The sequence below is a fragment of the Neobacillus niacini genome (assembly GCF_036961885.1).
Classification (GTDB): domain Bacteria; phylum Bacillota; class Bacilli; order Bacillales; family Cytobacillaceae; genus Neobacillus; species Neobacillus niacini_H.
In genome coordinates, this window is the sequence record NZ_JBALNQ010000031.1 from 19391 (window position 1) to 37477 (window position 18087).

Here is an 18087-nt window from a genome sequence, read left to right on the forward strand (position 1 = left end):
ACTACTACCTTTGTATGAGATAAAATAGTACTTCTACCCTCTTAAATACGCCCTTTGCGGAATAGTATAACCTATTGGAAAGTAAGAAAATAGGTATATAAAGACGAGAGGGGTATGGAATATTTGAAAAAATATCTATCGATTTTTCTAACTGCAGTTTTACTATTTATGTTGATGGTTCCTGGACTGACGAAAGCCAATACAAGTATCGTTTCCGCTGTTATGGACAGTAGTCTGGTAAAAGCTTTGGAAACAGTCGTGGAACCGATTCAGGTAATTGTAACCTTTGACGGACAGGGTGCGCCAACAAACGATCATCTAAATCTATTAAAAGGCTTAGGAATTTCAACCGGAGTCAGCATGAAGTCATTACCGATTGCAGGAATTCTAGCGACAAAGGAGCAAATTAATAAACTTGCCGCAACACCGGGTATTAAATCAATCTATTTAAATAAAAGATTAACGTATTCAAACTTTGACGCAAGTAATCTAACAGGAGTAGATAAGGCAAGATACGATGCAGCCATGCAAAAAGTAAATGGCGGACTGCCGCTTACGGGAAAGGGCATTGGCGTAGTGGTCAACGATAGCGGGGTGGATGGGACGCACCAAGACCTTCAGTTTGGCACTCACCTTGTTCAAAATGTGATGGGGAGCACAAACTTAAATGCATTAGAACCCGAACTGCTTCCGATTACTTATGTAGAAAATGTGCCTAATACAGATACGAACTCAGGTCATGGTACACATGTAGCAGGTACAGTTGGTGGAACGGGTACCGCCTCAGGAGGTAAATATGAAGGAGTGGCCCCTGGTGCTGACTTAATCGGTTATGGTTCTGGAGCGGCACTCTTTGTTCTCGATGGGATTGGCGGGTTTGATTATGCCATCACACACCAATCGCAATACAATATTCGTGTGATCACAAATTCTTGGGGTTCCTCAGGTGATTTTGACCCCAATGATCCGATTAATATCGCAAGTAAGGCAGCTTATGATCGTGGTATTACGGTACTATTTGCAGCTGGAAATGAAGGGCCTGGTGAAAACACGCATAATCCATATGCAAAATCCCCATGGGTAATTTCTGTAGCTGCAGGTGAAAAAGATGGTTCATTAGCTGATTTTTCATCCCGAGGTACAAAAGGAATGGGCGGTACGTTTGAAATGGATGGAAAGACGTGGACTTGGAAGGATGAGCCTAGCGTTACGGCTCCAGGAGTGGATATTATCTCAACGCGTGTCCTTGCTCCTGTTTCCAGTTTAGCGATTACAGCGGATGCTGAACTGATTGAACCAGCCTATCTGCCATTTTATACATCCATGAGTGGAACGTCCATGGCAACACCACATGTAGCTGGTATTGTGGCGCTTTTACTAGAAGCAGATCCAACCCTTTCTCCAGCTGAAATTAAGAAGGTGTTACAAGATTCCGCAACCAATATGCCTGGGTATGAGTCTTGGGAAGTAGGAACAGGCTATGTGAACTCATATGCTGCACTTGAGACAGTGATGTTTGATAAATCCTTCGGTGAAACAGTAAATGCTTATCAGTCTTTTAATAGCAGTGCAAATGTTACAGTTGAACGATCAGATTTCCAGGTGGACTATAACCCGCTGCTGTTGTCATCGAACTCCTATTCATTTAACGTTGCACAAGGTATTGGTCAAATTAGTGCAAGAATTGATGTCTCTGGGTTAATAGGACAAACCGGAAATCCGTTAAATTTAATTCTAGTAGGGCCAGATGGAACAACCTATAGCTCTGGCGTCAGCTTGTTGTTTCCACTTTATTATGACCGCACGGTATCTGTCACTTCGCCGAAAGCGGGAGAGTGGCAGGTAAAGATTGATGGTTTGCATGGAGATGCCGCTAACCCTATTGGAATCGGTCTACCTGAAACGGTAAATGGCACCCTTGCCATGTCGAAGGCAGGCAACTTTTCTGGGTTAAAAGACATCTCAGGAAATCCAGCAGCCCAAGCGATACAAATGGCAGTAAGTGAAAGGCTTATTGACGGTTATGCTGATGGAAGCTTTAAGCCAAAGCAGTATCTAACACGTGGTGAATTAGCCCGTTATTTAGTGATGGGAACAGGTATCCGTCAAAGTCAGTCGGTTAACGTGAGAGATGTTTCAACAGGAGATTTACCTTTTGCAAAAGCAGTGGTTACGAAAGGAGCTGCAATCCGTGATGGCGTGCAAACGCAGGGCGGCGTCATGCAGCTTGATGATGCAGGGAACTTTAATCCAAAAGGAGAGGTCGACCGTGCGGCGCTTGCCTACTCACTTGTTCAAGCCCTTGGTTTAGAAAAACAGGCAAAGGAATTCACTGGAGATATAACTGTCCAATATAAAGGGGAAAGAATTCCTATAAAGGATAGTGCCACAGTACCTGCCGCCCTTAAGGGTTATGTTCAATTAGCTCTTGATTTAAATATTCTAAATGCCAGTTTTTCAGTGACACAGGGTCCGTACGATTTAGTTCCAAAGGTAGAGGCGAGTTTTAACCCAGCTAAAAAGGTCACACGGGCTGATTATGCGGTTGCGATTACACGCTATTATCAAGCTTGGTTTCAATAACTAAAATGTTCCTCCTTTAACCCAAATAAATGTTTTATCATACATTAAAGGGATAACAGAAAAAGGAGGAATATGTCTTGAATGATTATGGTTATCCCAGCCAGTACGGCCCTGAATCAGAACCAAACCAACAGCAAGCTCGTTTTGGTGGTGGGCAGCAACCCGGATTCCTGCCTCCGACATATAGCGGAGGACAACAAGGGTTACTACAATTTAGCGGAGGGCAGCAAGGATTTCCTCCGTTTGGTGGTGGACAACAGGGGTTTCCGCCGTTTGGAGGAGGACAACAACAAGGTGACGCGCCATCTACACCCCCGCCTTCGTACACGCCGCAAGAATCAGTTTCTGCATTCGCAGTTGACCCAGGAGCGATTAGGGGCTGCCTCTACCGCTTTACCTTTGTTTGGCTGAATAGTGGTAATAGCTTCTGGTTTTATCCAACGTTTGTTGGAAGAGATTCAGTTGCTGGATACCGCTGGAGAAACTTCCGCTGGGTATATTATGGAACAGACTTAAGAAGAATTCGCTCTTTTAGATGCTCGTAAATGACTAAAATAGGGTTTTGAACTGAAGTAAACTGTACCCGTTGTAAAGGACATTTAAAAAAAGGTTATGCCACATTTAGAAGATGATTTCTGTATTCAACAGGAGTCATCTTCTTTAAATTCCATTGATATCTAAAATTATTATAGTAGGTCATATAACTCCTTATTTCTCTTTTAAGTTCATCTAAGGAATTACATGGTTTTATATATGCTTCATCCTTAAAATGACCGAAAAAAGACTCTTGTGGAGCATTATCCCAACAGTTTCCTCTTCTTGACATAGATTGTCCTAGACCTAATTTTTTTACATGCTTCTGAAAAGTAGGACTAGTATAATGTACTCCTTGATCTGAGTGAATAAAGGCTCCTTCCGCAAACTTTACTTTTCTATTATTCTTTAACTTTATCAATGTATCCGTTGCTAAATCTAAAGTAAGACGATCTGATAGGTTATAGGCCAATATTTCATTCGTGGAGCTATCCTTAATAGTGGACAAATAAGCTTTTTGTCCCTTCCCATAATATAAATAGGTAATATCAGTGAGTAATACTTTACCTGGGATTTCTTGTTTGAATTCACGGTTTAGTAAATTCGGTAGTACGGAGTGTTCTTGTGTAGCTTTCAACATCTTCTTATATGGATTAGCTCTTCTAATTGGACATACAATCTTATATTTCTTCATAATTCTTCGTATTCGTTTAAGATTATATTTAATATCAAACTGCCCTTTTAACGTCATCTTAATTTGGCGAGCACCTTTATTACGTCGTTTAAAATAAAACGCCTTTAAAATATTCTCTTTTAAAATTAAGTCCTCTTTTTCACGGCGTTCTCTATTTTCCTGAGACTTCGGAGAAAAATAATTATAATAACCAGATCGAGAAACTCTAGAAATTTCGCATAAAAAACTCACCATATGTTTAAGATCATACTTTTCAATTACTGTACGAATTAAAAGGAACTTCTGTTCCGCTGTTACTTTTACTCGTTTCTCTCCAGCCCCCTTTCCATCATGTCTAACTTTTTTAGTAACTCATTTTCAGCCCGCAAAAGTTGAATTTGAGCTTCTAATTTTGCATTTTTTTCTTCTAAACCAAGCTCTCTGTTAATCGGTCTCCCTGAATTATCCTTACGTGTATCGCGAAGTCCTAATACTCCTGATTCTTTATAAGCAACACGCCATCTATAAGCTGCTCTATTAACCCTAACGATACCAATGATATCAATATCAAAACCATTTTCCTCAAAAATCAGTCGTGGTGATTTTCCATTCTCGCTATTAGATATAAAAATACTTTTAAATTTATCTGTGTAAGTAATTCCTTTTGTACTAACAGATTTGACATAAGGGTTATTAGAAAGGATCTCTATTTCTTTATCAGTGAAGAGTTTTTTTGACATTTGATTATTCTCCGATTCCAAACATTTTTTATTCATTATACAGAAAAGTACCCAATAGGGCAGACCTTTTTTTAAGTGTCTACTCTATCGGGTACAGTTTAGAAGAGTTCATGACCTTTTTTTATATGGTACAAGAAAATTGTTATAATTATTGTAAAACTAATAAAGGATGAGGAAAATGGCTAAGGTGAAAACAAACGCCATCCGGATACTTGATGCAAAAAAGATAGCCTATGAGGTGCTTACATACGACCAACAAGATGGAAAAATCGACGGCGTTTCTGTCGCAGCGAAAATTGGCAGAAATTCGCTTGAAGTCTATAAAACGCTTGTCGCACAAGGAGCTAGTAAAAGTATTTATGTATATGTCATTCCAGTTGAAGCGGAATTAGATTTAAAGAAGGCAGCAAAGGCAGCTGGGGAAAAGAATATCGAAATGATACCTGTTAAGGATATCTTAAAATGGACAGGATACATCCGCGGCGGCTGCTCCCCCATTGGGATGAAGAAGGAATATAAGACATTTATAGATAAAAGCTGCTTAGAACTGGAAAATATAGTGGTCAGCGCTGGAAAAATAGGTGTCCAAATGGTCATTGACCCGAAAATGTTGGTGAATCTAACAAAGGCTGAAACCGTTGATGTAAGAAAATAATTTGATAGGCATTCACCTATAAATCGAGATTGCATAGGATATGGTGAAATGAAAAGCGGAAGCGCCTCGCACAGGGGCGACAGGCATAAGTCGAGCCGGCGAAGAAGGTTGCACTTTAACCTTCTTGACGGATTGCTTATGACCCCGAGCCCCTAGGCGCTGAAGCTAGACAAACGAAACTTTGCTATGTCACGTTAAAGGGAGTGTTAAAAAGTGGCAGGAAAGATCTTAAATTATTTTGCAGGTGGAAATACAGCTAGGGGATTCCACAGCCTATATGATTCAAATCTCGATGGACTTGAACGAATCTATATACTTAAAGGTGGTCCTGGGACAGGTAAATCCTCACTGATGAAAATGATAGGCAACGAATGGATTGAAAAGGGATATAATATCGAATTCTTGCATTGCTCATCCGATAACAATTCCATTGATGGAGTGATCATCCGTGCCTTAAAGGTGGGGATTGTAGACGGGACGGCTCCGCATGTAATCGAGCCGAAAGCTCCAGGTGCTGTCGAGCAATATATAAATCTAGGTGAAGCTTGGGATGCAAAGGCGCTTGCTGTTGAGAAAAAGAACATTCAACGTCTATCCAATCGGATTAGTGCTTCGTTTAATCTAGCCTATTCCACCTTTAAACAGGCTTTGGATGTTCATGATGATTGGGAAAAAATTTATATAGAAAACATGGATTTTGAAAAAGCCGATCAACTGACCAATAAATTAATTCAATCTTTTTTTGGTAAGTTAAAAATAAATAAGCAATCAGATATCCGTCATCGATTTTTAGGTGCAGCCACACCACAAGGGGCGGTTGATTTTGTCCCGAATTTAACAGAGGGTATCGGCAAGCGTTACTTTATTAAAGGACGTCCTGGTTCCGGAAAGTCAACCTTGTTGAAAAAGCTGGCTGCTGCCGCAGAAGCAAGAGGAATCGATACAGAGGTATATCATTGCGGATTTGACCCGAATAGCTTGGATATGGTGATTTTTAGAGAGCTTGGCATTGCCATCTTTGACAGTACAGCTCCACATGAGTATTTTCCAAGCCGTGCCGGGGATGAGATCATTGATATGTATGAATTACTGATTACCCCTGGGACGGATGAAATCTATGAAGACAAAATTAAGCCGATTGCAGCAAGCTATAAGGGGAAAATGAAGGAAGCCATCTCATATTTAGCGAGAGCGAAAGAACTTCATGATGAGCTTGAAGCCATTTATGTACCAGCCATGGACTTTTCGATTGTCGAACAAATTCAGGTGAGGATAGTAGAAGAAATGAAAGAATTAGCTGCACTTGTAAGTACTCAATAGGAATAATGAACTGTCCCATAAAAGGGGCAGTTTTTTTATGAGATGATTTGGGAAAGATAAAATAATTTCCAAAACCCATTTCACGATTAAAGGAGCTATTTAACATGAAAAAAGATGCGAATGTAGACAATTCCGCCGTAGAAGCGAATATTGAAATCAACAAACAATTGGAAGATGGCAAGGTTCATGCTCCCGTTCCGGTACAATCAAAAGCCGAGAGAACCAACATCGATTTACAGAATCAGTTCAATAATGAGGAAAATAAAGACATTCGTACTTCACCTGCAGCTATTTCCACCCCTCAATAAACCTAATGAGTCGGCCTCCTTAAGTGGTAAGCCGACTCTCCTTTTTCTTATGATTAGCCGTGTTTTCGTGAAAAAACAGCCTTTATTTATGAGGATTTGTTTTGCTTTGCTGCCCTTTATTTCGCTTATTCCCTTTGCTGTTATCGCCGCTGACAAACTCATTGGCGAATTCAGCCTCAGCATGCCCTGCCTGTGGCGAGTTTTGATTTTGACTGCCTTTATTAACCTTTTTAGTCATATTTTTTTCTCCTTTCTTAGTTTGGTACACTATAGTTTGGCATCAGTCTTATTCTTTATTCGTTTTTAAAAAGGGGAAAGCAGGAACATATCGAATTTTTATAAAGAATATACCATTACGTAGGGGGTAGAAGGTTGAGGAATGAACAAGAGGTACTAATAAAATTGTACGAAAACCATCGTAATGAAGAAAATGCAGGTCCAATGCGCAAGTATATGAAGGAGCATTTTCCTTTCTTAGGAATTAAGTCACCGTTACGAAAAGAGCTTAAAAGACAATTTTTTAAACAGACAGAAATCTTGAAGGAGCCATTTGACAAAAAGTTCGTGTTAAGGCTGTGGGAAAAGGATGAAAGAGAGTATCAGTATACAGCAATCACATATATAGGAAAGTATCATAAGAAACTGCCAAAAGATGTGATTCCATTTTTCGAAGAGTTACTTACGACTAAATCATGGTGGGATAGTGTCGATGGTCTTGCCCCGCTAGTGGGAGAAATCGTCAAGAGATATCCTGAGGTAATCGAAGAGACGATTAACCAGTGGTCCGTTCACGATAACATGTGGTTAAGAAGGACGGCGATTCTTTTTCAATTAAAATATAAGGAACAAACAAATGAGAACCTGCTTTATCAATACATACTTAAAAATACTGACAGCAAAGAGTTTTTTATCCAAAAAGCCATCGGCTGGGCATTAAGGGAGTATTCTAAAACCAATTCAGAGTCCGTTAAAACTTTTATAGAGGGAAACCAGCTAGCACGGTTAAGTGTAAGAGAGGGCAGTAAGTATCTTTCATGAGCAAAATGGTGAAAATGTCTAGTGGTATCATGTTAGAATGACGGTAACATTGGAAAGGGATATAGGTGACAACATGATTAAGTGTATTGCTACAGATATGGATGGAACGTTATTAAACTCTTACCAAAAGGTTAGTCAAGAAAATAAGGAAGCGATTCTAAAAGCACAGGCACAGGGAATTGAAGTGGTTGTGGCAACGGGAAGGTCTTATCAGGAGGTGCGATTTGTCCTTGATGAAGCCGATTTACATTGTCCCGCAATTTGTGTAAATGGTGCAGAAGTACGTACAAAAGAAGGAGAAATGTTTTCTGCTACACCCATCGATAAGCAGGTTGTTAAAAAAGCAGCTGAGATGTTAAAGGAAAGGGATATTTATTTTGAAGTTTATTCAAACAAGGGTACCTACACGCTAGATCCTGAAAAGGCCGTTTCGATTCTCGTGGATATTGTTATGAGTGCGAATCCTGATTTGAACCAAGAGGAAGTCGTCCATAAAGCAGGTGCTCGAATCCGAAATGGGTTGGTTCACCAGGTTGAAAATTATGACCTTCTTTTTAATGATGATGAGTACCAGATCTATAAGCTTCTGGCTTTTGACTTTGACTCTGCAAAGATGGCTAAAGCAGCAGCCTCTTTAGAAGATTTAACACAGTTGGCCGTATCAAGTTCAGGTCATGAGAATTTAGAAATTACCAATCGACAAGCTCAAAAAGGAATTGCCTTAGAAGCATTTGTAAAAGCCAACGGAATGGAATTAGCTGAGACCATGGCGATGGGTGATAGTTTTAATGATGTCTCGATGCTAGAACGAGTTGGCAGAGCGGTGGCAATGGGTAACGCAGCCTATGAAATTAAATCTCTCTGCGATGTAATCACCGCCACAAACGATGAACATGGAGTGGCCAAGGCGATACTGGAAGTTTTATAGTAAGGCTGTTTTCGTAACGTTTGTTGTTAAAATCCTAAAGCCGATTTTAACGTGGAAATAGTTATTTTGCGCGTTTGAATTTAGTTTGCAAGCTCTTTTCTTATTAAATTGCAGCTGTTTGTCTACTAAGACACAGAATCATTAATTTTTGTTACAAAAAGCAACAAAGTTTAAGAAAAGAGCCTTAGGAAGGAAGATAAGGATGGGCAAAATGGGTTCCATTTTTATATCGATGCTATTATTGATTTCAGGTTGCTCTCTTTTTGAAAAAGAAAACCTGCAGCCCAAGGGCCAGCAAGAGGACGAGGCGATTGTCTGGCAGCCAGAGATTGAAATTGTGGCTGAACGATTGCGTGTACCGTGGGCGATTAATCAGGTGAATCAGATTTTTTACGTAAGTGAACGAACAGGGAGTATCGTAAAGATTGATAATGGGAAAATGGAACGCCAGACCGTAGAATTGAAAAAACCACTTGCGAAGGCAGCGGAAGCCGGTTTGCTTGGCTTTGTCCTCGACCCTAATTTTCCTAGCAATCAAAAGGCGTTTGCCTATTATACGTATGAAAATGGACAGGGGCAGTTTAACCGGGTGATAATGTTGCACCAAGAAGGTAATAAGTGGACAGAGGAATCTATCCTTCTGGATAGCATTCCGAGCGCCGCCTACCACCATGGCGGTCGTTTGAAGATTGGTCCTGATGGAAAGCTGTACATTACCACTGGTGATGCCACAGTGCCTGAAAGCGCACAGGATGTGAAGTCCTTGAATGGAAAAATCCTTAGAATGAACTTGGATGGAAGTATTCCTAGGGACAATCCATTTGAGAATTCCTATGTCTATAGTTATGGGCACCGAAATCCTCAGGGATTAGTGTGGCTGGGGGATATTCTATACGCAAGCGAGCATGGTCAATCTGCACATGATGAAATTAACCGAATCAAGCCAGGTGCAAATTATGGATGGCCCGTCATTGAGGGGACAGAAACGAAGGCAGGAATGGAGACACCCTTATTTCAATCAGGTGAGGAAACTTGGGCACCTTCAGGGATAGCTGCCGATAATAGAAAGCTGTACGCAGCAGCATTACGAGGCAATGCAGTCAGAGAGTTTAATATAGAAAGCCTGACTACAAGCCCTGTGATTACGGGATTAGGAAGAATACGAGATGTGTATACGGACGGTGAGTACCTCTATTTTGTCAGCAACAATACCGACGGCAGAGGAAACCCCGATGAAAATGATGATAAATTATACCGAGTGTTACTCAACGATTTGAAGTAAAGAGGTGGTGTAGTCATGAGTACAAAAAGTAACAAATTACAATATGGCTGGACACTAATAGCCCATCCAACATTCCAAATATTTACCAACAAAAACGCATACGTCATCATAGACGAAGGCAATGACGTCATGATCAGATTTACCCTCCAAGAGACCGAAATAGAAATACTAGGCGCAAACTGGAACCTAAACTACAAAATCAACCTCGGCTTCAAAACCCTAAAAATCATGAACACACCAGAAGAATAAACCAAGGCACCATTTATACAAAATCCATTGCATAAATGGATTATTTTGCATAAATGGTGCCTGTCACCGTTGTTGTCATCGTTGTTGATACCGTTAACACCGTTACAGTATTTCTATTTTCAACGAGTTAACCTGTGATACTAGGAGTTCTTCGTATTGTTTTTGGGCTTGGAAGTAGATTTCTTGTTCGCCCATTTTTGGGTTTTCTTTTCTTACTTTTTCGACGATATCTTTTTGTACTTTTTGGGTAAGGACGATTAGTTGGTATTGCTGCTTTTCAGTTTCCCAGAATTTTTCTTCACCATATTCCTTAATCATGGCTTTGGCGGATTCGAACTGGTTGTATTGGTCGCGGACCTTGTTGATTTCTGTTTCAATTTCCGTATCGACGGTAGTATGCCCCTTCTCTTCAGCGAGCATCGCCATTGCGCGGAGACGAACAATTTGCGTTAATAATTGATTTTTGTCCTCAACCAGCTTTTCTTGTGAATCCCAGTAGGATAATGCTTCCTTCAGTTGGTCACCCGTGTAGCGCTTCTGATCGGTTTCACGATTGATGGCAAGTTGTAGATAATTGATAAACTTGTAAAAGTTTAAATCCTCATTTGTGATCCATTCTCCATTTATCGAAGCTACACCTTTAGGTTCTTTAACTTCATAATTAATAACCTCTTCCGTTTTTTTACCATCCTTTTCGAGCATAAAAACAATTTCATACTTACCTCCCATTGGCAGCTGGACGTTGCCCTCGTACATACCGTCTGTTCCTTCAGTTAACTGCACTTCCGTTGTACCATGGTCCATATTTGTCATTGAAAATACAGCAGAAATATCTAGACCTTCAACTGTTTTTTTAGCTTCCGTTACTTTTATTTCAAAAGGAACCTCTGTATCCTGTTGAAAATAAATCGGTTTTGTTACTTCAATTTTGTATTCAGGGTCTGCACTGCAGCCTGCAAGTAGTACAAGGAAAAGCAGTGCGGTCAACGTTATTGCTTTTTTCATGATTCAATCCCTCCAAGATTATGCGTTTGTAAAAATTCCTCAACCTTGTATTTCTCCATTTTTCCATTATTTAAATAGGCCACATGGGTGCAGACCTGTTTGATTTCATCGAGATGATGGGAGGAGAGCAGGATCGTTTTATCATGAAGCGATTTTAACACTTCTAGAATTTCCTTTCGTCCCATGGGGTCAATCCCACTTGTAGGCTCATCGAGTATCAGAATACTTGAATCCTGATAAAGAGTAATCGCTAAACCAAGTCGCTGCAACATCCCTTTTGAGTACTTCTTCACCTGAACATCGCGGTCATCCCACAAACTTACCGACGTTAAAATAGATTTTACACGTTCTTGATCAACGTTTTTTGCAACGGCCTCCGCAAAGAAAGTGATATTTTCAAAACCAGTCAGCATTGGATAAAGCTGGAATTTTTCTGGCAGGTAAGCAATTGCTTTTTTCCAATCATGATTTTTCTTTGTTACTTGAACGCCGTTAATGGAAATCGATCCTTGTTTAACAGGAAGTAAACCAAGAAGACTATTAATAAAAGTAGATTTCCCAGCACCATTACGGCCAACTAGTGCACAAATTTCATGTTTGTTAATTTCTATATTTATAGACTCAAGAATCATTTTTTTCCCGAAGGATTGGTTTAGATTGGTTACGGTTATCATTCGAAGCCCTCCTTACGGTGAAACACAATTGCTGTAGTGATGGACGCAATTAGCCAGAATACCAGATTTCCAAGCAGAAAGAATACCGGTTTTGTCCACATAAAGGCCTGGAGCAGCCGTGACATGTGACCAAATGAATAAACGCCCATACCAGTTTCCAAGAACATCCGAATGGCCTGCAGGGGATTTAAAAAATATCCAGCTGAAAATAGTTTTACACTTTCATGTGTCACTTCCGGTAAAAATGATAGCAAGATAAAGTCGTGTAAGAAGAAAAAGTAAAACCATACAAAAATCGTATACCCGATAATTTGCATTCTCGAGCGGCTAAAGCTGCCTATCGCTGCCCCCATTTGAAGGAACACGAGTGACATCGTAACGATGGCTAAAATAAAGATGAAATATGCCTTTATATCAATCTGGAAATTAAACTTAAGGAACAATAAATAGAGAAAGAACCAGACTAGTATCGGAACAAGAACAATCGTATACAAGCCGAGACTTTTTTTTAGCAGAAAGCTCGTATAACTATCTTTCTTGGTTAATAGCATGATCAGCGTCTTTTGTTCCTTTTCCTGAAAGATAGAAAATGCGCCGATAAACAAGCAGAGGATCGGGATGAAATAAATAATCGTATCAAACAAATTTAGTAAGAGGACATAAAAGCCTTTATCAAATGAAAGGGCAGTGGAACGAAACAAGATACTGACTGAAATGAGAACAATGATGCTTAATGCGAGCCATAATCCTTTTCCTCTTATATTTTCCTTCCATTCCTTCCAAATGTAATGCATAGTATCTGTCTCCCCTTCAATAAAATCAACCCTGCGGCCAGCCCTATCACTCCAATAAGGAGGACATTTCGGTTGCCTTTTGCAGCGGCCAGTGGGTGTGGGTCATTAAACATAACTTTTTCATCCATTACTACAGCATTCATTTTTTCATAAATAGCGAGTGCTGGACTTTTTAAAAATAAATAGGATAATTCTTGGTCTTCAATTAGTTGATAAAGTGATGAACGATAGGTTATCGGAAAATCCCCAATGCCATTTTGGTTTAAATCGGTGAGCGGGAAAGAGCTTCCCCAGTCATTTCCTTTGCCGTCTTGACTCCAGAGATTGGTTTCGCCACTTCCGCCTATTGTCACGGCGGGAATAGTGTTTTCGGTAATTAGGTTTTCTGTAAAGATTTGTTCATTGGAACTAGCCCAAAGTTCAATTCCAATTTGATTTTGCGAAATCTTATTGCCTTTGATAGTGTTTCTTGTCGCTTGGTCAATGTAAATTCCGCGTTGATTCATATAAAATGTATTATTTTTAATAAGGTTATCATTCGCTTGGAGGAGCAACAACCCAAATGATTGATTTCCGTAGTTAACGATAAAATGGTTATCCTCAAGCAGCAAGTGATTCGAATTCATGACCGCAGCGCCGCCTGTGTTCATCGTAAAGGTGTTTTTCTTAAAAATGTTCTCATCGGAATACATGTAATGCAGACCATATCGTGTATCACTAATATTATTTTCAAGGCTTTCGTTCCTGTTCGCATAATCAAAGAACATTCCGTCACGCGTACCTTCGATCGTATTATGAGTCAAAAGGTTATCATTAGAATAATAGACTTGAATGCCATTTCCCTGAGCGGCAATTTCCCCCTTGCCCATTCCCTTTATATCAACATAGCTGATTTTATTTTTGTGTGCCTGACTTAAATAGATTCCATGAAAGGAATCAGTAATTTTGATGTGTTCTAATACATTCCCGTTTGTATGAACTTTAATACCTGCATACTCCTCGGCGGAATTGCGGTTCATACTGCTATGGGAAACGGTCAGCTTTTTAAGGGTGACATTTGCTGCTTTGATAGAGATGACGTTGCCCGTACCGTCGCCCTTGATCACCGTTTTGTCAGCGCCAATAATCGTTATGGGCTTGTTGATGACAATATTTCTTTCGTACGTTTTATTTTCAAGTTTCAAAACTGCTCCTTCTTCCAAGCTGTCGATGATAGCTTGCAAGTTTTCGGCAGCACTATTTTTCTCAGGGGTGATGATAAAAGTAATAGAGAAAACGAAAAGAAAGAGCAGTAGTTTTTTCATCTATTTCTATCCTTCCATAACGGAATCAGTAATAAAATAAATGCCGCGATTAGGAAATACGACCCGTAACCAAGGATACTTTCGGTAACAAAGTTGGCTACTGTATTATGCCCTAAAAGTGGCGGAACAAATGGGTCAATTTTTATAGGAGCAGTCGGGCTTAAATTGGTTCCAAATTTTTTAAGTGCTCGTGTAAGGTCCCAAACACCGAGCGCACCGCCAATGAAAAATAGACTAATTAATCCATATAGAATTGATTTTTTGCGCAAAATGGCTGTTAAGAGGGTAATAGCGGCTAGACCAATAACTAAGTAAGATAAGTACGCTAATTCTGGGAAATTCTCTTCACTGAAATTCTCCATACCAATATAGTGATTCAATCCGTTGACGATATCGATTTCACCCTCGAGCTTATTTGGATAAACGATAATATTTAATCCCTCTGGATACTGCGGGGCAAAGAAAACCATTTGCCACCAGGGGAAGAATAAGGATAGAACAACCAAAATAGCAGCAAGCGTAATCAGTAATGACGAAACAAGGGATAACTTTTTCCCTTTCATAGAAAACAAGTCCTTTCTAAACGGAGAAGGGCACCAATTTTTAAAAATTGATACCCTTACCATCTTTTTGTGTCTAGCTCCAACGCCTAGGGCTGCAACTTTTCGATTTAATTCTTAGGTTTTACAAGGAAGTAGCCGGTCATTTCTTGGTGTAGTGCGGAACAGAAGTTAGTACAGTAAAGCGGGAAGGTTCCTGCTTTGTCTGCAGTAAATTCGATGGTATTGGTTTGGCCAGGCTGAACTTCAATGTTTAAGTCGTATTTGTTGATGGCAAATCCGTGGGTAATATCCTCATCAAAATCCGTATTCGTTAAGTGGATAAACACCTTATCTCCTTGATTGACTTCGATTACATCAGGACGTTTTGCTTTCGCGTCAAAGATAAATTTAGAACGCATTGCGATACCGTAGACATGAACTTCATTTCCGTTACGTTCGATTCTAGCCTGGTCCAGCTTATAAGTCGCAAGCTTATTTTTTTCATCCTTCGGATATACTTCAATGGTTTTAATCTTATCGGCCTTAATAATTTGTGCATAGTGCGGCTCTGGGTTAACTGGTGAAGATTGAATGACTTTCATTTTGCCGCTAATATCAATCAATTGCATAGATTCAGGATGTGATGGACCTACTGACAGGTAGCTGTCTTTAGCAATTTTGTTCAAGGCTATCAGCCATTTTCCATCAGGTGAAACGGTGTCACCCTCAGCTGCTACAGAATGTCCAGGTGAATACTGAACAGGTACACGGTCTAATGTTTCTCCTGTTTTTGGATCCCATTTCACGATTTCTGAAGATATGAACATCGTGGTGTAAGCCATGCCTTTATCATCAAATTGCGTGTGAAGCGGTCCTAATGCGTTTTCAGGGTTAACTTCTCTTTCCATGACAGAATCGTAGTTGATAATTGGAATACCATTACGTTCTCCTGCGAAGTCTTGGTTTTTAACTGCTTCAAAAGCTTTTTCAAACGAGAATACAGTCATGGATGGTGCTAGTTTACCAGAAGCGATAAAGTGTTTCCCATCAGGAGTAACGTCGACACCATGTGGTGATTTTGCTACAGGAACAAGGTATATACCGCCTTTATGCTTTTCAGGGAAAATCATTTTTTGCCCGGTTACTTCATCATATTGTCCGTCTGCGACCATTTTCTCAAGCTCTTTCCAGTTGAAAAGAACAATGAAGTCACGGTCAGCCTGTGAAGCGTTAATTTCAAGATTGGTTGTTGCTTCTTCTGTGTTGTATGTGGTCATAACTGCCCAATCGCCAGATTCCTTTTTACCAGCGTCAGATAAGTCGTATGACCATGGGGGAAGAGCTACTTGGTAAGCAACATTTAGTTTATCCTTGTCTTGGTCAAACGTTACGGCTGACATTACCCCGCGGTACTGCTCGCTGTAATCGTCTAATGACTTGTATTCAGAGCCGATTGGGACTGCAAAACGTGTTGGCAGGAACATATACTCTGTATTCTGGGTAACGAAGGCCGCACAGTGCGGGCCGCTAGTATTTGGAACATCAATAATGTCTTTTACCGTAAAGGTTTCTAAATCCATGGCTGCTGCACGGCTATTCCCAACATCTGTGGCAAACATATATTTACCGTCATAATCACCATTTGTTTCGGAGAATGCAGGGTGATGAAGGTCTCCCCACGTATAGTCACCCATCAATTTCTTTGTATGCTCGTCAAATCCATAGCCTGTTGCCGAGTCAGGTGAAAATACTGGAATGGTACGAATTTGACGCATCGATGGAACACCATAGATAAACATCTGACCGGAGTGGCCGCCTGATGCGAATAAGTAGTAATCATCTTTTTCACCGAAGGGTACATAAACCTTTTCAGCGTCACTCTTGTTACTATTGGAAGCGGCTTGATTGTTTGTACTCTTTGAAAAATCTGCGAATGTTATCGTAGCTGCTACAAAGCCTGCTAGTAAACCAGAGGCAATTGGAACCCATTTTTTCATCTATCACACCACCTTTTTATTTTTCAGAAGCTTGCTTCAACATATCTAACACTTGCGTGCGTTCTTCATCTGTAAGTGGACTGCCGCTAATAACCGAAGACATCACCGCGGATGTTGGCTCTTTTAAGAATTCATCTAATGACTTGCCATGCTTACCTTCAACCTCTGTAAAGGCTTTCGAAAGATCCGGACCTGTTGCTCCGCCTTTTAAACCAAGCTTATCAACGGCATGACAGCCAAGACATCCTTTACTATTGAGGATATTCGCTTCATCTACTGAAGCTGTTTCTGGTTCTTTCTGTTTCTCTTCGGTTTTGCTTGTATTTTCAGTTGGTTCCGTTTGAGCTGTTTGAGGCTGTTTATCGGAATCCCCCATGACGACACCAAACACCAAGTATCCAAGACCAAAACCAAGTATTAAACTTGCGACAAAGCTGATAATCGCCTTTTTCATACTTCCCCCTCCTTCTGTCTAATGAACACTTACATCCTAATAATAATTCTAGGGATAATGTGTGACGTACCGCACAATTTTTTAGACAAGTTTGAACGTTTTGTGAAGGCGGTTGCAATGACAAGCCTTTAGAGAATTTGAACGTTTTGTGAAGATTATCACTACAAGTTGAGATGGTATTTATTACAATGAAGGTAATCAAAAAGAAAATACCCACGAGGAAAGGAGGGTAAATATGAATCCCATTCACTTTTTAAAAGACTCGTATGTAAATAGAATTGAAGCTGTTCAAACGGCAGACTTCTTGCGGAAAATTGTTATTTTCAAAGATTTATCAGAAAAATCTTTAAGCCTTATTAGTAAAAGGATTCAATCGTTACCCTTTAAAAAGGGTGTCCAGGTTATAGGTGAAGATGAACTAGCAAAGGGAGTTTTCTTTGTCCATTCAGGAGCAGTAAAGCTAACCAAACAGGATGAGAATGGAAATGAAATCATTGTTTGTATAAAACAAAAGGGGGATGTGTTTGCAGAAGCATGTCTTTTTTCGAAAACCTCAGAGCTGTATCCGGCAACTGCGACTATGCTCCAGGATGGTCAGCTTTTCTTTTTAGATAAAATGGAATTAGAGAAGGGTCTTCATGAATATCCAGAGCTGGCGATTCAAATGATCCGCTACATGAGTGATTCGCTGCGGGAAATGACCTCTACCTTAAGAGATACTGCGTTGTTGGATGTATATGCGAAGACGGTAAAGACGTTGGAGAGATTGGGGAATAAGTTTAATACTTCCACATCTAGGTGGAATATTGAAATCCCATTGACAATTCAAGAATTTGCGACCGTTGTCGGGACAACACGAGAAAGCGTAAGCCGCGTATTTTCGAAACTAAAAAAAGAGGGAATCATCGATATGAAATCAAGGAAGATTATTATCCTTGATATGTGCAGACTATGTACCTTATTAAATAAGGCTTATTAAAAATAAATGGAATTTAGGCCTCATGAGC

Annotated in this window: 19 protein-coding genes; 10 read left to right on the top strand and 9 right to left on the bottom strand. The window is 40.1% G+C overall.

The genetic code is table 11. From position 1 onward, the window contains the following. Nucleotides 1-123 precede the first annotated feature (123 nt). Both V7124_RS14740 and V7124_RS14745 read left to right on the top strand, forming a co-directional pair. On the top strand, nucleotides 124-2583 hold the full coding sequence (locus V7124_RS14740; RefSeq protein ID WP_335490324.1) for a S8 family serine peptidase: 2460 nt from the start codon (nucleotides 124-126) through the stop codon (nucleotides 2581-2583). Nucleotides 2584-2660: 77 nt separating this feature from the next. Beyond that, nucleotides 2661-3128 carry a hypothetical protein gene (locus V7124_RS14745; protein ID WP_335490327.1) on the top strand — a complete coding sequence of 156 codons (468 nt, stop codon included), beginning with the start codon at nucleotides 2661-2663 and terminating at the stop codon, nucleotides 3126-3128. Between the two features lie 65 nt (nucleotides 3129-3193). Here the strand turns inward: V7124_RS14745 and V7124_RS14750 are convergent. After that, a protein-coding gene (locus V7124_RS14750) for an IS3 family transposase (protein WP_335490330.1) occupies nucleotides 3194-4530 on the bottom strand; the annotation gives its coding sequence in 2 pieces (ribosomal slippage) (nucleotides 3194-4146 and nucleotides 4146-4530; 1338 coding nt in all). Nucleotides 4531-4708: 178 nt separating this feature from the next. Between V7124_RS14750 and ybaK the strand changes: the two genes are divergently transcribed. The 3 genes from ybaK to V7124_RS14765 all read left to right on the top strand — a co-directional run bounded on the left by ybaK (nucleotide 4709) and on the right by V7124_RS14765 (nucleotide 6813). Further along, on the top strand, nucleotides 4709-5185 hold the full coding sequence (ybaK, locus tag V7124_RS14755) for a Cys-tRNA(Pro) deacylase (RefSeq protein WP_335415102.1): 477 nt from the start codon (nucleotides 4709-4711) through the stop codon (nucleotides 5183-5185). A gap of 213 nt (nucleotides 5186-5398) precedes the next feature. Next, nucleotides 5399-6505: a PRK06851 family protein gene (locus tag V7124_RS14760; RefSeq protein WP_335415105.1), complete on the top strand. Its 1107-nt coding sequence runs from the start codon at nucleotides 5399-5401 to the stop codon at nucleotides 6503-6505. Between the two features lie 104 nt (nucleotides 6506-6609). Continuing rightward, nucleotides 6610-6813 carry a hypothetical protein gene (locus V7124_RS14765; protein WP_335490333.1) on the top strand — a complete coding sequence of 68 codons (204 nt, stop codon included), beginning with the start codon at nucleotides 6610-6612 and terminating at the stop codon, nucleotides 6811-6813. Between the two features lie 82 nt (nucleotides 6814-6895). Here the strand turns inward: V7124_RS14765 and V7124_RS14770 are convergent, their stop codons facing one another. Beyond that, complete coding sequence (locus V7124_RS14770) at nucleotides 6896-7051, bottom strand: hypothetical protein (protein WP_335490336.1); 156 nt, start codon at nucleotides 7049-7051, stop codon at nucleotides 6896-6898. A gap of 134 nt (nucleotides 7052-7185) precedes the next feature. Here V7124_RS14770 and V7124_RS14775 point away from each other — a divergent pair, with 134 nt between their 5' ends. The 4 genes from V7124_RS14775 (at nucleotide 7186) to V7124_RS14790 (ending at nucleotide 10310) form a co-directional block, all read left to right on the top strand. Continuing rightward, nucleotides 7186-7851, top strand: a complete 666-nt coding sequence (locus V7124_RS14775) for a DNA alkylation repair protein (RefSeq protein ID WP_335490339.1) — start codon at nucleotides 7186-7188, stop codon at nucleotides 7849-7851. Between the two features lie 73 nt (nucleotides 7852-7924). Next, nucleotides 7925-8779: an HAD family hydrolase gene (locus V7124_RS14780; RefSeq protein ID WP_335490342.1), complete on the top strand. Its 855-nt coding sequence runs from the start codon at nucleotides 7925-7927 to the stop codon at nucleotides 8777-8779. Between the two features lie 202 nt (nucleotides 8780-8981). Continuing rightward, the gene (locus V7124_RS14785; protein WP_335490345.1) at nucleotides 8982-10061 is read left to right on the top strand and encodes a PQQ-dependent sugar dehydrogenase; all 1080 of its coding nucleotides are present in this window, start codon (nucleotides 8982-8984) and stop codon (nucleotides 10059-10061) included. 15 nt (nucleotides 10062-10076) lie between these two features. Further along, nucleotides 10077-10310 carry a hypothetical protein gene (locus V7124_RS14790; RefSeq protein WP_335415120.1) on the top strand — a complete coding sequence of 78 codons (234 nt, stop codon included), beginning with the start codon at nucleotides 10077-10079 and terminating at the stop codon, nucleotides 10308-10310. A 102-nt stretch (nucleotides 10311-10412) separates the two neighbouring features. On the opposite strand, the gene V7124_RS14795 is transcribed toward V7124_RS14790, so the two are convergent. From V7124_RS14795 to V7124_RS14825, 7 genes are all read right to left on the bottom strand, one after another. Continuing rightward, entirely contained in the window at nucleotides 10413-11315 is a 903-nt protein-coding gene (locus V7124_RS14795) for a FixH family protein (protein WP_335490347.1), read from the bottom strand. Next, entirely contained in the window at nucleotides 11312-11989 is a 678-nt protein-coding gene (locus V7124_RS14800; protein WP_335490350.1) for an ABC transporter ATP-binding protein, read from the bottom strand. The genes V7124_RS14795 and V7124_RS14800 overlap by 4 nt, the downstream gene beginning before the upstream one ends. Next, entirely contained in the window at nucleotides 11986-12783 is a 798-nt protein-coding gene (locus tag V7124_RS14805; RefSeq protein WP_335490353.1) for an ABC transporter permease, read from the bottom strand. Before V7124_RS14805 ends, V7124_RS14800 begins: the two co-directional genes overlap by 4 nt. After that, nucleotides 12747-14087 (bottom strand): nitrous oxide reductase family maturation protein NosD, encoded by a 1341-nt coding sequence (gene nosD, locus V7124_RS14810; RefSeq protein WP_335490356.1) that lies wholly within the window; start codon nucleotides 14085-14087, stop codon nucleotides 12747-12749. Before nosD ends, V7124_RS14805 begins: the two co-directional genes overlap by 37 nt. Continuing rightward, on the bottom strand, nucleotides 14084-14650 hold the full coding sequence (locus V7124_RS14815; RefSeq protein ID WP_335415133.1) for a hypothetical protein: 567 nt from the start codon (nucleotides 14648-14650) through the stop codon (nucleotides 14084-14086). The genes nosD and V7124_RS14815 overlap by 4 nt, the downstream gene beginning before the upstream one ends. 107 nt (nucleotides 14651-14757) lie before the next feature. Continuing rightward, nucleotides 14758-16626 carry a Sec-dependent nitrous-oxide reductase gene (gene nosZ / locus V7124_RS14820; RefSeq protein ID WP_335490359.1) on the bottom strand — a complete coding sequence of 623 codons (1869 nt, stop codon included), beginning with the start codon at nucleotides 16624-16626 and terminating at the stop codon, nucleotides 14758-14760. A 16-nt stretch (nucleotides 16627-16642) separates the two neighbouring features. After that, nucleotides 16643-17080, bottom strand: a complete 438-nt coding sequence (locus V7124_RS14825) for a cytochrome C (protein WP_335415139.1) — start codon at nucleotides 17078-17080, stop codon at nucleotides 16643-16645. Between the two features lie 235 nt (nucleotides 17081-17315). Here V7124_RS14825 and V7124_RS14830 point away from each other — a divergent pair, with 235 nt between their 5' ends. After that, complete coding sequence (locus V7124_RS14830) at nucleotides 17316-18059, top strand: Crp/Fnr family transcriptional regulator (RefSeq protein WP_335415141.1); 744 nt, start codon at nucleotides 17316-17318, stop codon at nucleotides 18057-18059. Nucleotides 18060-18087 lie beyond the last annotated feature (28 nt).